This window comes from Mesorhizobium sp. L103C105A0 (genome assembly GCF_000502215.1).
In the GTDB taxonomy this organism is placed as follows: Bacteria; Pseudomonadota; Alphaproteobacteria; order Rhizobiales; family Rhizobiaceae; genus Mesorhizobium.
Genome location: NZ_AYXF01000003.1, coordinates 258,351 through 272,706, shown reverse-complemented (window position 1 = coordinate 272,706; position 14,356 = coordinate 258,351). Strand labels below are relative to the sequence as shown.

At 63.1% G+C, this 14,356-nt stretch carries 9 protein-coding genes; 4 read left to right on the top strand and 5 right to left on the bottom strand.

The window, feature by feature from the left end; genetic code table 11:
• Positions 1–5: 5 nt before the first annotated feature.
• A complete protein-coding gene (locus X727_RS152840) occupies positions 6–3,770 on the bottom strand; it encodes a vitamin B12-dependent ribonucleotide reductase (RefSeq protein ID WP_023745995.1) in 3,765 nt (1,254 codons plus the stop codon).
• A gap of 731 nt (positions 3,771–4,501) precedes the next feature.
• On the opposite strand from X727_RS152840, the gene gltX reads away from it, so the two are divergent.
• The gene (gene gltX, locus X727_RS152850; protein WP_023834153.1) at positions 4,502–5,875 is read left to right on the top strand and encodes a glutamate--tRNA ligase; all 1,374 of its coding nucleotides are present in this window, start codon (positions 4,502–4,504) and stop codon (positions 5,873–5,875) included.
• Here gltX and X727_RS152855 read toward each other — a convergent pair.
• A complete protein-coding gene (locus X727_RS152855; RefSeq protein ID WP_023834152.1) occupies positions 5,793–6,986 on the bottom strand; it encodes a DUF2865 domain-containing protein in 1,194 nt (397 codons plus the stop codon). The two genes, gltX and X727_RS152855, sit on opposite strands and share 83 nt — an antisense overlap.
• Positions 6,987–7,189: 203 nt before the next feature.
• Here X727_RS152855 and X727_RS152860 point away from each other — a divergent pair, with 203 nt between their 5' ends.
• Complete coding sequence (locus X727_RS152860; protein ID WP_023745998.1) at positions 7,190–7,810, top strand: DUF1287 domain-containing protein; 621 nt, start codon at positions 7,190–7,192, stop codon at positions 7,808–7,810.
• A gap of 5 nt (positions 7,811–7,815) precedes the next feature.
• Here X727_RS152860 and X727_RS152865 read toward each other — a convergent pair whose 3' ends face one another.
• A complete protein-coding gene (locus X727_RS152865) occupies positions 7,816–10,140 on the bottom strand; it encodes an NADP-dependent malic enzyme (RefSeq protein ID WP_023745999.1) in 2,325 nt (774 codons plus the stop codon).
• A gap of 159 nt (positions 10,141–10,299) precedes the next feature.
• Positions 10,300–11,079: an SDR family oxidoreductase gene (locus X727_RS152870; protein ID WP_023834151.1), complete on the bottom strand. Its 780-nt coding sequence runs from the start codon at positions 11,077–11,079 to the stop codon at positions 10,300–10,302.
• A gap of 120 nt (positions 11,080–11,199) precedes the next feature.
• Between X727_RS152870 and X727_RS152875 the strand changes: the two genes are divergently transcribed.
• Positions 11,200–12,015: a UDP-2,3-diacylglucosamine diphosphatase gene (locus tag X727_RS152875; protein ID WP_023834150.1), complete on the top strand. Its 816-nt coding sequence runs from the start codon at positions 11,200–11,202 to the stop codon at positions 12,013–12,015.
• Positions 12,016–12,119: 104 nt separating this feature from the next.
• Positions 12,120–13,334 (top strand): MFS transporter, encoded by a 1,215-nt coding sequence (locus X727_RS152880; RefSeq protein WP_023834149.1) that lies wholly within the window; start codon positions 12,120–12,122, stop codon positions 13,332–13,334.
• Here X727_RS152880 and dgcA read toward each other — a convergent pair.
• Positions 13,305–14,288: an N-acetyl-D-Glu racemase DgcA gene (gene dgcA / locus X727_RS152885; RefSeq protein WP_023834148.1), complete on the bottom strand. Its 984-nt coding sequence runs from the start codon at positions 14,286–14,288 to the stop codon at positions 13,305–13,307. The genes X727_RS152880 and dgcA overlap by 30 nt on opposite strands.
• Between the last annotated feature and the right edge of the window lie 68 nt (positions 14,289–14,356).

Genomic DNA, 14,356 nt, shown 5'->3' with positions numbered 1-14,356 from the left:
ATTTCTCAGCTGCACCCGCTCGTCGAGCCGCAGGTATCGCACTTCTCGCAGGTGCCGTTCCGCACCATGGTGAAGTTGTGGCATTCCGAGCATTCGTTGCCGGTGTAGCCTTGCATCAAGGATTGCTGACGCCGCGTAGAGGCAAGCGCCTTTGCCTCGGCCGCTTCTTTCGCTGCTTCGTCGGTGAACAACCCGGTGGGATCGGCTGCCTCCTCGGAAACAATATCTTCGACCAATTCCTTGGCTCGCTCCTCATAGTCGCGCTTGTAGGCGATGGCTTCGTCGCTTGCTGGTTTAAGCGCCAGCACATTGGAGCCTGAGAACGCAGTTGGGGTGACCCGGGCAGGGGCCGCGGCAGGTGATCCGGCAAAACCCTTGGGTTCGCCACCTAGGCCAGACACCAACTTGACCGGCGAGGCGCCGCGGGTAAGGCCCTTCGAGAACGGCGTCGCCTTGCCTTCGTTGATGCCGCGTCCGAGCGCCGTCTTGTCGAAATCCGACTGGTCGACATGGGCGAGGTCGTGGCGGCCGAGGTAGGACACGGCGAGTTCGCGGAACACGTAGTCGAGGATCGACGTCGCATTCTTGATGGCGTCATTGCCCTGCACCATGCCGGCCGGCTCGAATTTGGTGAAGGTGAAGGCCTCGACAAATTCCTCGAGCGGCACGCCATATTGCAAGCCAAGCGAGATGGCGATGGCGAAGTTGTTCATCATCGCTCGGAAAGCGGCGCCTTCCTTGTGCATGTCGATGAAGATCTCGCCGATGCGGCCGTCGTCGAATTCGCCCGTGCGCAGGTAGACCTTGTGGCCGCCGACGACTGCCTTCTGGGTGTAGCCCTTGCGGCGATTCGGCAGTTTTTCACGATCGCGGTAGAGGCGTTCGATGACGCGCTCGACGATCTTCTCGGTGACCTGCACGGCACGCTGTGAAGCGGGCGCCGCGATCAACTGCTCGACCGCGTCGTCCTCGTCGTCCTCGCTGTCGGCGAGCAGCGACGAATTGAGCGGCTGCGACAGCTTCGAGCCGTCGCGATAGAGCGCGTTGGCCTTCAGCGCCAGCTTCCACGACAGCATGTAGGCGCCCTTGGCGTCTTCCACCGTCGCATCGTTGGGCATGTTGATGGTCTTGGAGATGGCGCCGGAGATGAAAGGCTGTGCCGCCGCCATCATCTGGATGTGGCTGTTGATGGACAGCGAGCGCTTGCCGATCTTGCCGCACGGGCTGGCGCAGTCGAACACCGCGAGATGCTCGGCCTTGAGGAAGGGCGCGCCTTCCAGGGTCATCGCACCGCAGACATGGATGTTGGCGGCTTCGATGTCCTTCCTGGAGAACCCGAGCGCCGGCAGCATCTCGAACGAGAAGTCGTTGAGCTGCTCGTCGGTGAAGCCGAACGTCTCCTTCACCCAGTCGGCGCCCAGCGTCCACTGGTTGAAGACGAACTTGATGTCGAAGGCCGACTTCAGCGCCGCATTGAGCGCCGCGATCTTGTCGTCAGTAAAACCCTTCGCCTTGAGCGAGCCGGGGTTGACCGCCGGCGCCTGGTTCATGTTGCCGTGGCCGACAGCGTAAGCCTCGATCTCGGCGAGCTGGCTCTCGGAATAGCCCAGCGTGCGCAGCGCTTCCGGCACGGCGCGGTTGATGATCTTGAAGTAGCCGCCGCCAGCGAGCTTCTTGAACTTCACCAGCGCGAAGTCGGGCTCGATGCCGGTGGTATCGCAATCCATGACCAGGCCGATCGTGCCGGTCGGCGCAATCACGGTCGCCTGCGCGTTGCGGTAGCCATGCTCTTCGCCGAGTTCGATGGCGCGGTCCCAGGCAGCCTTGGCGTGCGTGGCCAATTCCTGCTGCTTCAGGTCGGACGCGACCAGCGGCACCGGATTGACGGCGAGTTTCTCGTAGCCCTGTTTCTCGCCATAGGCGGCACGGCGATGGTTGCGCATGACGCGCAGCATGTTCTGCGCATTGCGGTCGTAATCGGCGAAGGCGCCGAGCTCGCCAGCCATCTCGGCCGAGGTGGCATAGGCAGTGCCGGTCATGATGGCGGTGAGCGCTGCGCAGATGGCGCGGCCCTCGTCGGAGTCATAGGGAATGCCGGACGTCATCAGCAGGCCGCCAATGTTGGCATAGCCGAGGCCGAGCGTGCGGTATTCGTAGGACTGCTTGGCGATCTCCTTCGACGGGAACTGCGCCATCATCACCGAGATTTCGAGGACGACGGTCCACAGCCGCACCGTGTGCTCGTAGGCGGCGATGTCGATCGTGCCGTCGGCATTGCGGTAGGGCAGCAGGTTGATCGAGGCCAGGTTGCAGGCCGTGTCGTCGAGGAACATGTATTCCGAGCACGGATTGGAGGCCCGGATCGCACCGGCCGAAGCGCAGGTGTGCCAGTCGTTCATCGTCGTGTTGAAATGCAGGCCCGGATCGGCCGAAGCCCAGGCGGCGTAGCCGATCTTTTCCCAGAGGTCGCGTGCCTTCAGCGTCTTCAGCACCTTGCCGTCCTTGCGGGCGGTCAGATGCCAGTCGGCGTCGTCCTCGACGGCGCGCAGGAAGTTGTCCTTCAGCGACACCGAATTGTTGGAGTTCTGGCCGGAAACGGTGAGGTAGGCGTCGGAATCCCAGTCGGTGTCGTAGGTCTTGAACGACATCGCGGTGTAGCCCTGCTTGGCGAACTGGATGACGCGGTAGATGTAGTTCTCCGGCACGGCCGACTTCTTGGCCGCCTTGATCTCGCGCTTCAGCGCGGTGTTGATCGACGGGTCGAAGCAATCGTCATCATGGCCTTCGCAATTGATGCAGGCCTTCATGATCGCTTCGAGATGTTTTTTGACGATCTTGGAGCCGGTGACCAGCGACGCCACCTTCTGCTCTTCATTGACCTTCCAGTCGATGAATTCCTCGATATCGGGATGGTCGGCGTCGACAATGACCATCTTGGCCGCACGACGCGTGGTGCCGCCCGACTTGATTGCGCCCGCCGCGCGGTCGCCGATCTTGAGGAAGCTCATCAGGCCGGACGAACGGCCGCCGCCCGACAGCTTTTCGCCTTCGCCGCGCAGCATGGAGAAATTGGAGCCGGTGCCCGAGCCATATTTGAACAGACGCGCTTCACGCACCCACAGGTCCATGATGCCGCCTTCGTTGACGAGATCGTCCTGCACGCCCTGGATGAAGCAGGCATGCGGCTGCGGATGCTCGTAGGAGGACTTCGACTTGGTCAGCTTGCCGGTGAACGGGTCGACATAATAGTGGCCCTGGCTCGGGCCATCGATGCCGTAGGCCCAGTGCAGGCCGGTATTGAACCATTGCGGCGAGTTCGGCGCAACGCGCTGGGTGGCGAGCATGTAGGCGAGTTCGTCGCGGAAGGCGCTGGCGTCTTCTTCCGACTTGAAGTAGCCGCCCTTGTAGCCCCAATAGGTCCAGGTGCCGGCCAGCCGGTCGAAGACCTGGCGGGCGTCGATTTCGGAACCGTAGCGCTCGGCTTCCGGCAGCTTGGCAAGCTCGGCCTCGTCGGCGACGGAGCGCCACAGGAAGGAGGGGACGTCGTTCTCCTCGACCTTCTTCAGGCGCGCGGGCACGCCGGCCTTGCGGAAATACTTCTGCGCCAGGATGTCGGCGGCAACCTGCGAGAACTGCGCCGGCACATCGATATTGTCCAAGCGGAACACCACCGAGCCGTCCGGATTCTTGATCTCCGAAAGCGCCTTGCGGAATTCGATCTCCGCGTAAGCTGATTGGCCTGGCTTGGTGAAACGACGCTCGATGCGCATTGGTCCGGTCCCTTTTGTCTATATATAGCGCTTTTCCCCGGGGATTTCTGCCCCCAATGCGAAACGCGCATGTCCGCCGTCTGCCGGCGTTCGAAAACACCGGCTCTCCTTGTGGCAGTCTTCGTCGCCTTGCTGGTCGAGCTTCTTACGAAGCCGCTGTTCCAACTCTGCGCCGAACCCTGCGGGTCCCTCAAAACTGAATTTTTCCTCGATTCCCTCGACCGAGGGAAATTCACACTATCTAGCGTCGAACCTGCCTGCAAACACTAAATATAGTGTTAACAGACAATTTATTCCAGTCCGACAAATCTCCCTTTTCGCTCCCGAAGCCCCCACGATCCAACGCTTCCGCCAGCCTCGTAAACAGGCGGAAATCATGGCCAAAACGCACAAAATCCGGGAAAATGACCGGGCTCGAAACTCTCCGGTCGCGCCCTCAACAAGAGCACATGGCACATAAAAGGCGACTCGGTTTGCGTCGTCAAGGATTCGTTTGCGTAGCTTTTGTGACCCCAACATCTTGTGTGTCACATATGTGGATAACGGGGACAAAAAGCGGCTGAGGAAAGCCCGATTCTGCCGGCGTGGACCGCTGGTGAGCGGTTCACCCGAGACAGGCCCGGCCGGATTCTGGCTCACAGCCTTTTCATTTTAGCTGGCGTGCATTATGTCTTTGGCGTCGCGCGGGGGCGCGTCTTGTCAATTCCAAGAGCATCCGTTACGCCCCGCCCATGACAGTTACCGTCCGTTTTGCCCCCTCACCAACCGGCCGCATTCATATCGGCAATGCCCGCACCGCCTTGTTCAACTGGCTGTTTGCCATGAACAACAAGGGCCGTTTCATCCAGCGCTTCGACGACACAGACATTGCCCGCTCGAGGCAGGAATTTTCCGACGCCATCCTCTACGACCTGCACTGGCTGGGGATTTTTCCCGACGCCACCGAATACCAGTCGCGGCGCTTCGAAACTTACGACGCGGCGGTGGAGCGGCTGCAGAGAGCCGGCGTTGTCTATCCCTGCTACGAGACCCCCGAAGAACTCGACCTGCGCCGCAAGGTGCGCCGCACGCGCGGCCTGCCGCCGGTCTATGGTCGCGAGGCGCTGGCGCTTTCGCAGCAGCAGATCGCCGAATACCGGTCGGACGGGCGCCGGCCGCACTGGCGCTTTCTGCTGCCGAATTTCACCAGCGATCCGCTGCAGCCCGAACGCACCGAAGTGCACTGGAACGATCTGGTGCGCGGCGAGGAAACCGTCGATCTGGCCTCACTGTCCGATCCGGTGCTGCGGCGCGAGGACGGCACTTATCTCTACACGCTGCCTTCGGTCGTCGACGACATCGAGATGGGGGTCAGTCATGTTATCCGCGGCGACGACCACGTCACCAACACCGGCGTGCAGATCGCGCTGTTCAAGGCATTGGGCGCCGAGCCGCCTGTCTTCGGCCACCACAATCTCTTGACCACGGCCTCGGGCGAGGGCCTGTCGAAGCGCAGCGGTGCGCTGTCGATCGAAAGCCTGCGCGAGGAGGGCATCGAACCGATGGCTGTGGCTTCGCTGGCCGTCCTTGTCGGCACCTCGGAAAATGTCGCGGCGGTGCATGACATGCCGGCACTGGCCGCGCGCTTCGATCCCGCCGCTACGTCGAAATCGGCGGCCAAATTCGACCCGGACGAGCTGTTCGTGCTCAATCGTGCGCTCATGCACCACATGCCGTTTTCCGAGGCGCGGGATCGGCTGATCGTGCTCGGCATCTCCGGCGACAAGGCCGAGCCGTTATGGCTGGCGGTGCGTGGCAATCTCGACCGGCTGAGCGACGCGGTCGGCTGGTGGCGTATCCTTGCCGACGGCCCGCAGCCCGCGCCGGAATTTTCCGACGAGGATCGCGACTTCCTGCAGCAGGCCTTCGACCTGTTGCCGGAAGAGCCGTGGACCGGAACGGTGTGGAAGGACTGGACGGCCAGGATCAGGGAAGCCAGCGGCCGCAAGGGCAAGGCGCTGTTCATGCCGCTGAGACTGGCGCTTACCGGACTTGCTTCCGGGCCGGAGCTTGCAGATCTATTGCCGCTGCTGGGTCGGGAAGGAACGTTGGCCCGACGACCCTGACCTTGCGCTGGTCCGGCGGGATCAGCGACACCGGCGACACCACCGGTTTGACGGCAAGGCGCTTGATGGCAGCGCGGTCGAGCCCGCCTTGTACGTTCGCCAGCGTCTCCGGATCCGCGCCCGGATCGGGTTTGGCCGCCGGCACCGGAATGAATGGCGTTGTCTCGGTATCAGGCTGCGATTGCTCGGGCGGTGGCGGGTTGCCGCCGATGATCTCGAAATTTCCGGCCTGCGCATTGCAGCCACAAGCCAGCGGCCGCGACATGTTGGGCTGTTTGTAGAGATAGGCGGTCGGCAACTCGCTGTAGGGCCTGCCGGTCACCGACGACGTCATGTTGGCCGAATCGTCTTCCATGCCGCGCGAATAGAACACCTGCATTTCGGTGCCGGGGCAGCTCGATTCGCAATTCTTCTGGTCGCGCTCGAAATCGCCGAGCGAAGCCGAGTTCGACATCGGGAAGAAATAGCCGTCGCAGGTGCGCACGCAGTTCGTATGGAACTCGCCGCCGACCGTCGGGAAATCCGGCACGCCGGGCTGATTGAGCACCCGGCGCACATTGCGCTCCTCGCCGGGATCATCGGGCTGATCGAGCGTGTCGATCTGCCGGTTGCCGCCGAAAAGCTGGTCGAACAGATTGCCGTCGTCGGGTTCGCGGCTGGCTTCCTGCAGCGGCTCCCGGCGCGGCGCGGGCTCGTCGCGGCAGCCATTGGCGTCGAGCGCGGCCAGGATGCGGCCGCGGTCGCCCCGCGAGCCGCCGGCAAGCTGCGCGCGCTTGGCTTGCAACGCATCGAGATTGGCGTTCATGCGATCGATGCTGCTGTTCAGCGCAGCACATTGGCTGACATTGCGCGAAAACAGCGAAAACCCGCAATTCGCATCGCTCGCACGACCGCGCACCTTTGATAGCTGTTCGAACTGGCGGGAGATGGCCTTGTCATACTTCCGCACCATGCTGGAATTGCCGCCGCCATTCGATGAAGAAGCAAGCTCGGCTTCCAGTTGACGGCAAACGCGGGAGGCGGCCTGCGTTTCAGTGGTGGCGACGGCCGAAAGCACAAGCGCGCCGAGCAGCGCAGCCAGGTGCTTCAGCCTCCATCGTCCGCCCGTCATTGCCCGAACCCCGCTTGCCTGCCTGTCTACCGGATTCGCGGTTAACCGTTCCCTCAATCTACAACCAAAGATGGTCTTAGCCCATAGAGGCGTTGCAGGAGGCGTTTGGATAGGGCGGCAACTGTGCGATCTCACCGCTGCATGAAAAAGGCGCAATCGCCCCGGAATTATCCCACGATCCAGCAATGCCCCGGGGACCTGGCATGACCGCGATTACCCGTCGAACCGCACTGCAGTTCGGCCTCCTGTGCCTGGCGGCGCCCGCCGCCCGGGCGCAGGAAAATCCAGCCGCTCCGGACTGGCGCAGCAAATTGGTCGAAGCCGCGCGTGAGCAGATCGGCGTCACCACCTTCTACGACCCGGCCTATGTCCGCCTCGGCTATCCCGGTGGCGACGTCGCGCCGGATAGGGGCGTGTGCACGGATGTCATCGTGCGCGCCTATCGCCGCGCCTTCAATCTCGACCTGCAGAAACTGGTGCATGAGGATATGGCCGCCAATTTCGCCGCCTATCCCAAGACCTGGGGTCTGAAAGCGACCGATCGAAACATCGACCACCGACGGGTCGGGAATCTTGCCGCATTTTTCGGGCGCAAGGGAGTTTCCTTGCCCGCCAGCGAGTATCCTCCCGACTTTCAGCCGGGCGATATCGTCACCCAGATGCTGCCCGGCAACCTGCCGCACATCGTCATCGTCTCATCCGAACGCACGGCGGACGTGCCGGAACGAGCGCTGGTCATCCACAATATCGGGTCGGGCGCCCGCGAGGAGGACACGCTGTTCGCCTTCAAGCAGACCGGGCATTACCGCTTCGCGCCTGCGTGAGAAACTCAGCCGAAATGAACCACCGCCTGCGCCTTGTGCGCCGCCTCGACCACCGCCAGCGCCGTCATATTGACGACGCCGCGCGACGTCACCGACGGCGTCAAAATATGCGCCGGCTTGTCGGTGCCAAGCAGGATCGGACCGACATGCAGCGCATCCATCATCGTGCGCAGCGCGGTCAGCGTGATGTTGGCGGAGTCGAGGTTGGGGAACACCAGGAGATTGGCTTCGCCCTTCAGCCGCGAATGCGGATAGACGCGCTGGCGCAGATGCTCCGACAGGGCTGAATCGGCATGCATCTCGCCGTCGCATTGCAGGTCGGGCGCAACGCGCGCCAGGATCGCCGCTGCCTGCCGCATCTTCAGCGCGCTGGGAGAATCGCGCGAGCCGAAATCCGAATGCGACAGCAGCGCCGCCTTCGGCTCGATGCCGAAGCGCTGGATTTCCTCCGCCGCCAATATGGTCATTTCGGCGATTTCCTCGGCCGTCGGGTCGACCGAGACATGGGTGTCGGTGAGGAAGATGATGCCGCGCTGCGAGATTAGCATCGACAGCGTCGACAGGTCGCGGTCCTTGACGCCCGCGCGTGGTCCGATGACCAGCGTCACATTGCGCAGATGCCGCTCGAAACGGCCCTCGAGGCCGCAGATCATGGCGTCGGCGTCGCCGCGTTTGAGGGCCAGTGCCGCAATCACCGTATTGTCGGTGCGCACCATGGTGCGCGCGGCCTCCGTCGTCACGCCGCGCCGGCCGGCAAGCTCGATCAACAGGTCGACATAATGGCGGTAGCGCGGATCGTCTTCCGGGTTGATCAGGCCGAAATCGACGCCCGGCTTGATACGCAGGCCGTAGCGCTTCAGCCTGACCTCGATGACGTGCGGGCGGCCGATCAGGATCGGCTCGGCAATGCCTTCCTCCAGCACCACCTGGGCTGCGCGCAACACGCGCTCATCCTCGCCGTCGGCATAGATGACGCGCTTGGCGGTCGACGCCTTGGCCGACGAAAACACCGGCTTCATCACCAGGCCGGAGCGGAAGACGAAGCGGTTGAGCTGGTCGATATAGGCGGCGAAGTCGGTGATCGGCCTTGTCGCGACGCCGGTGTCGCAGGCAGCCTTGGCCACCGCCGGCGCGATGCGCAGGATCAGGCGGGGATCGAAGGGCGAGGGGATCAGGAAGTCGGGTCCGAAGATCGGCGTCTCGCCGGAATAGGCGCGGGCGGCGACGTCGGATGGTTCCTCGCGGGCAAGGGCAGCAATTGCCCTGACCGCGGCCATCTTCATCTCCTCGTTGATGGCGCTGGCGCCGCAGTCCAGCGCACCGCGGAAGATGTAAGGAAAACAAAGCACGTTGTTGACCTGATTGGGAAAATCGGAACGGCCGGTGCAGATCATCGCGTCGGGACGGGCGGCGCGCGCGACCTCCGGCATGATCTCGGGATTGGGGTTGGCCAGCGCCAGGATCAACGGCTTAGGCGCCATATGATCAAGCAATTCCGGCTTCAGCACGCCGGCGGCCGACAGGCCGAGAAAAACGTCGGCGCCAAGGATCACATCGGCCAGCGTGCGCGCCTCGGTGTCCTTCACATATGGGTCTTTCCAGCGATCCATCTCGTCGGTGCGGCCCTTGTAGGCGACGCCGAAGCGGTCGGTGACCCAGATATTCTCTACCTTGGCGCCAAGCGAGACCAACAGGTTGAGGCAGGCGAGCGCTGCCGCACCGGCGCCTGAGGTGACGATCTTGATGTCGGAAATGGTCTTGCCGGCGAATTCCAGCCCGTTGAGCACCGCGGCGGCGACGATGATGGCGGTGCCATGCTGGTCGTCATGGAAGACGGGAATGCCCATGCGGGCCTTCAACTGCGCCTCGACCTCGAAGCATTCGGGCGCCTTGATGTCCTCGAGATTGATGCCGCCGAATGTCGGTTCCAGCGCCGAGATCGTCTCGACCATGCGCTCTATGCCCGGCGCGTCGATCTCGATGTCGAAGACGTCGATGCCGGCGAATTTCTTGAACAGCACCGCCTTGCCTTCCATCACCGGCTTGGAGGCGAGCGGGCCGATATTGCCGAGGCCGAGAACGGCCGAGCCGTTGGAGACGACGCCGACAAGATTGGCGCGCGCCGTGTAGTCGGCGGCGGTCGCCGGATTGTCGCGGATTTCGAGGCAGGGGGCGGCAACACCAGGCGAATAGGCCAGCGCCAGATCGCGCTGGTTGCCGAGTGGCTTGGTCGCCTGGATCTCGAGCTTTCCCGGCCTTGGATGCTTGTGGAAGTAGAGGGCGGCTTCGTCGAGGTCCGAACGTGCCGTTTTCTTGTTCTCGCCTTCCATGCGGCCGCTCCCTCAAACCTGCTTTGCAGCCTTTTAGCACGCAAGAATGGTTTTTCGCGACGCCAAATGACGCAAGAGCTGCTAAAACAACCCGGTCCGGAAAGATCGAATTATTTCAGTTGGTTGCGGGGAAATCCTACCGATTATCCATCGAGCCCTTCAGAACGCGCTGACATAGAGGCCGCCATCGACGGGGATGTTCTGGCCGGTGAGATAACCGGCATGGACCGAGCACAGAAAGGCGCAGATCTGGCCGAACTCTTCCGGCGTGCCGAGTCGCTTGGCCGGAACGTCGGCGCTGATGCGGGTCTTGCGCGCTGCGGCCGCTGCCGGGTCTTCCATCGTGCCGGCCTCATGCGGGCCGCGCAGCCGGTCGGTGTCGAGCTTGCCCGGCAGCAGACTGTTGATGGTGACGTTGCGGTCGATCACCGTGCGCGCCACGCCGGCCAGGAACGAGGTCAGGCCGGCGCGCGCGCCGGACGACAGATCGAGGCCGGGAATCGGGACGTAGACCGACAGCGAGGTGATGTTGACGATGCGGCCGAAGCCGCGCTTGGCCATGCCGTCGATGACGGCCTGCACCAGTTCGATCGGCGTCACCATGTTCTGCGTCACGCCTTCGAGGATCTTTGCGCGGTCGAGTTCGCGGAGATCGCGCAAGGGCGGGCCGCCATTGTTGTTGACCAGGATATCCGGGTCGGGGCAGGCGGTCAGGATTGCCTTCTGCACCTCGGGTTTCGAGACGTCGCCGACGATCTCGGTCACCTTCACGCCGTAGCGTTCGCGCAGTTCGGCTGCGGTTTTTGCCAGCAGCTCGGCATTGCGGCCGTTGACAACGAGATCGCAGCCGGCCTCGGCCAGCGCCATGGCGCAGCCGCGGCCCAGCCCTTTGCTCGATGCGCAGACGATGGCTTTCTTGCCCTTGATGCCGAGATCCATGACGATTTTCTCCTGTGAATGGCGCGGCACGCTAGCCCTTTGGCTGGCCCAATCGCAACCGTCATACGGTTGTTGCATGAATCGGGGCATAGCCTGCGCGAAAGCAACGGTGACGATCTGATGTCCGGTACAGAAACCCGCACTTTCCGCAGCATGTTCATATCCGACCTGCATCTCGGATCGAAGGCGGCCAAGGCCGAGTTCCTGATCGATTTCCTGCGGTATCACGACGCCGATATCATCTATCTCGTCGGAGACGTCGTCGACGGCTGGCGTCTGCGGCGCAGCTGGCATTGGCCGCAGAGCCACAATGACGTCGTCCAGAAACTGCTGCGCAAGGCGCGCAAGGGCACCTCGATCACCTATATCGCCGGCAATCACGACGAATTCGCGCGCCAGTTCCAAGGCGTGCATTTCGGCGGCATCGTCGTTGCCGACCGCGCCATCCACGAAACCGCCGATGGCAGGCGCCTGCTGGTCATCCACGGCGACCAGTTCGACACCGTCGTCCACAATGCACGCTGGCTGGCCTATCTCGGCGATTACGCCTATGACGCGGCGATGCTGGTCAACCGCGCGGTGACGAGGCTGCGCCACCTGCTTGGGCTTCCCTACTGGTCGTTCTCGTCCTGGGCCAAGGTCAAGGTCAAGAAGGCGGTCAACTTCATCGGCTCGTTCCAGACGGTGCTGACCGAGGAGGCCCGCCGCTCGCATGTCGACGGCGTCATCTGCGGCCACATCCATCACGCCGCGATCGAGACTTATGAGGATGTGCAGTACATCAACACCGGCGACTGGGTGGAGAGCTGCACGGCGGTGGTCGAACATTTCGACGGCAAGATGGAGATCATCCACTGGGCGCTGGTGCTGCCCGAAGCACCGGACGAGCCGTTCATCCCCTTGCTGATCGAAGACAGGGTCGTCGAAGCGGCATAACCCTCCTGTTAATCGACTGGTCCAGGCAGTTTCGGACCGCTTTCGCGCATGTTAAGGGATCGATCTGCGTTGCAGCCCTTTGTGCAGCGTAATTGGATCGATTCATGTCGCTGCCGCCGCTCTCGCCTGAACAACTCGTCAAGCCGCGCCATTTCGAACTGCGCATGAGCCTGATCTTCGCGACATTGTTCGTGTCGCTGGGAACGCATGTGCCTTATTTCCCGCTGTGGCTGCATGCCCAGGGTTTCCACGCCGAGCAGATCGCCATCATCCTGGCCGCGCCGATGTTCCTGCGCGTGGTGACGACGCCGCTGCTGACCGCGCTGGCGGACCGGGCGAAGGACAGGGCCGATGTCTATATTGCGCTGGTGGCCACGACGATGGTGCTTTCCGCCGGCTATTTCCTCACTCCCACCTATGCGGCGGTGCTTGCCGTATCGCTGGCGCTGACGGTGGTGTGGACGCCGCATTCGCCGATCGCCGATTCGCTCGCGCTGTCGGGCGTGCGCCGCTTCGGCTCGAACTACACCGCGATGCGCAAATGGGGCTCGATTTCCTATCTCTGCGCCAACGTCGCAGGCGGCTTTATCCTGGCCTGGACGAGCCCGCAGGCCGTGCCGGTAATCATCTTTGCGGCATTGTCTGCCGCGCTCGTCGCCGGATTGCTGGCGCCGCGGCTTGGCCGCCCGCGCCGGGCTTCGCCGCTTTCGGCCGCCGACATCCAGCATCAGGCGCCGAGCCTTCTCAATCCGTATTTCCTGTATTTCACCCTCGGCGTCGGCATCATCACCGCCAGCCATGCCTTCCTCTACGGCTTTGTCTCCATCTACTGGAAATCGGTCGGCATCAGCGATTCCGTCGTTGGCCTGCTGTGGGCCTGGGGCGTGGTGGCCGAGGTCTGCATGTTCTTGTTTTTCAACGGTATTTTTGCCTCGGTCTCGGTCGTCAAGGTGATGCTGATCGCCGGCATCGGCTCCATCGTGCGCTGGATCGCCTTTCCGCTGATCTGGCCACTCGGGCTTGGCGTCGCCGGTTTCTTCGGCGTCCAGACCCTGCATTCGGTGTCGGTGGCGATGGTGTTGATCGGCCTGCAGAAGATGATCGGCGAAACGGTTTCGGAAGAACGCACGGGTGCGGCGCAAGGCATTGCCTATTTCTTCAACGGCTTCTTCATGGCGGCGGTGACGCTGGCGTCCGGCCCGCTTTACGAGCGCTACGGCGTCGACGGCTTCCTGGCGATGATCCCGATCGCCATCGTCGGCCTGGCGCTGATCGGGCTCGCCGCGCGTTCAGCCCCACAGCATCCTGTCAGGCGGTGACACCAGCGACCCCTGGTACACGAGGCCGGGCTGGCGGTCGCGGGCAAGCAGCAGCGGACCGTCAAGGTCGACGAAGTCGGCGCCTTGCGCCAAAAGCACTGCCGGCGCCATCGCCAGCGACGTGCCGACCATGCAGCCGACCATCACGCCGAATCCCAGCTCCCGGGCGCGGTTGCGAAGGGTAAGGGCGGCGGTCAGGCCGCCGGATTTGTCGAGCTTGATGTTGACGGCGTCATAGAGGCCGACAAGCGCTTCGAGGTCCTTCGCCTCGTGGACGCTTTCGTCTGCGCAGATCGGCACCGGATGCGCGATGTGGCGCAGGATGGCATCATGGCCGGCGGGAAGCGGCTGTTCGATCAGGGCTATGCCATGTTCGGCGGCGAAAGCGAGATTCTCGATGATGTTGGCATCGGTCCAGCCTTCATTGGCGTCGAGGATGATGCGGCTGTCGGGCGCCGCTTGGGTCACGGCGCGGATGCGGGCCATGTCGTTGTCGCCGCCAATCTTGACCTTGAGCAGCGGCCGCCCGGCATTGGCGCGGGCTTGCGCCGCCATTGCCTCCGGCTCGCCTAGCGACAGCGTGTAGGCCGTCTCCAGCGCCGACAAGGGCACAGCATGGATGGCGTCCGCGACCGCAACGCCGCTGATCTTGGCCTCCAGGTCCCACAACGCGCAATCGATGGCGTTGCGGGCAGCACCCGCCAGCATCGCATCGAGCAGGTCCTTGCGGCTGATGCCGCCTTCTATCTGCCGGCGCATGGCCTCGACGGCGTCGCGCACCCCCTCCATGGTCTCGCCATAGCGCTTGTAGGGGACGCATTCGCCCCAACCTCGATTGTCCCCATCGCTGATCGTGCAGGTAATGACTTCGGCTTCGGTCTTCGACCCGCGCGAGATGGTGAAGGTGCCGGCAATAGGAAAACGCTCGGCCTCAACCGAAATGACACGCGCCATAATTTTCTGCTCCGGCTATGCGACAACGCGTCGTCGGCAAATCGACAGGTACGACCCGTCAGGCTAAA

Coding starts and splice junctions, on each gene's coding strand:
- X727_RS152840 (WP_023745995.1), bottom strand. CDS start 3,770: ATGCGCATCGAGCGTCGTTTCACCAAGCCAGGCCAATCAGCTTACGCG.
- gltX (WP_023834153.1), top strand. CDS start 4,502: ATGACAGTTACCGTCCGTTTTGCCCCCTCACCAACCGGCCGCATTCAT.
- X727_RS152855 (WP_023834152.1), bottom strand. CDS start 6,986: ATGACGGGCGGACGATGGAGGCTGAAGCACCTGGCTGCGCTGCTCGGC.
- X727_RS152860 (WP_023745998.1), top strand. CDS start 7,190: ATGACCGCGATTACCCGTCGAACCGCACTGCAGTTCGGCCTCCTGTGC.
- X727_RS152865 (WP_023745999.1), bottom strand. CDS start 10,140: ATGGAAGGCGAGAACAAGAAAACGGCACGTTCGGACCTCGACGAAGCC.
- X727_RS152870 (WP_023834151.1), bottom strand. CDS start 11,079: ATGGATCTCGGCATCAAGGGCAAGAAAGCCATCGTCTGCGCATCGAGC.
- X727_RS152875 (WP_023834150.1), top strand. CDS start 11,200: ATGTCCGGTACAGAAACCCGCACTTTCCGCAGCATGTTCATATCCGAC.
- X727_RS152880 (WP_023834149.1), top strand. CDS start 12,120: ATGTCGCTGCCGCCGCTCTCGCCTGAACAACTCGTCAAGCCGCGCCAT.
- dgcA (WP_023834148.1), bottom strand. CDS start 14,288: ATGGCGCGTGTCATTTCGGTTGAGGCCGAGCGTTTTCCTATTGCCGGC.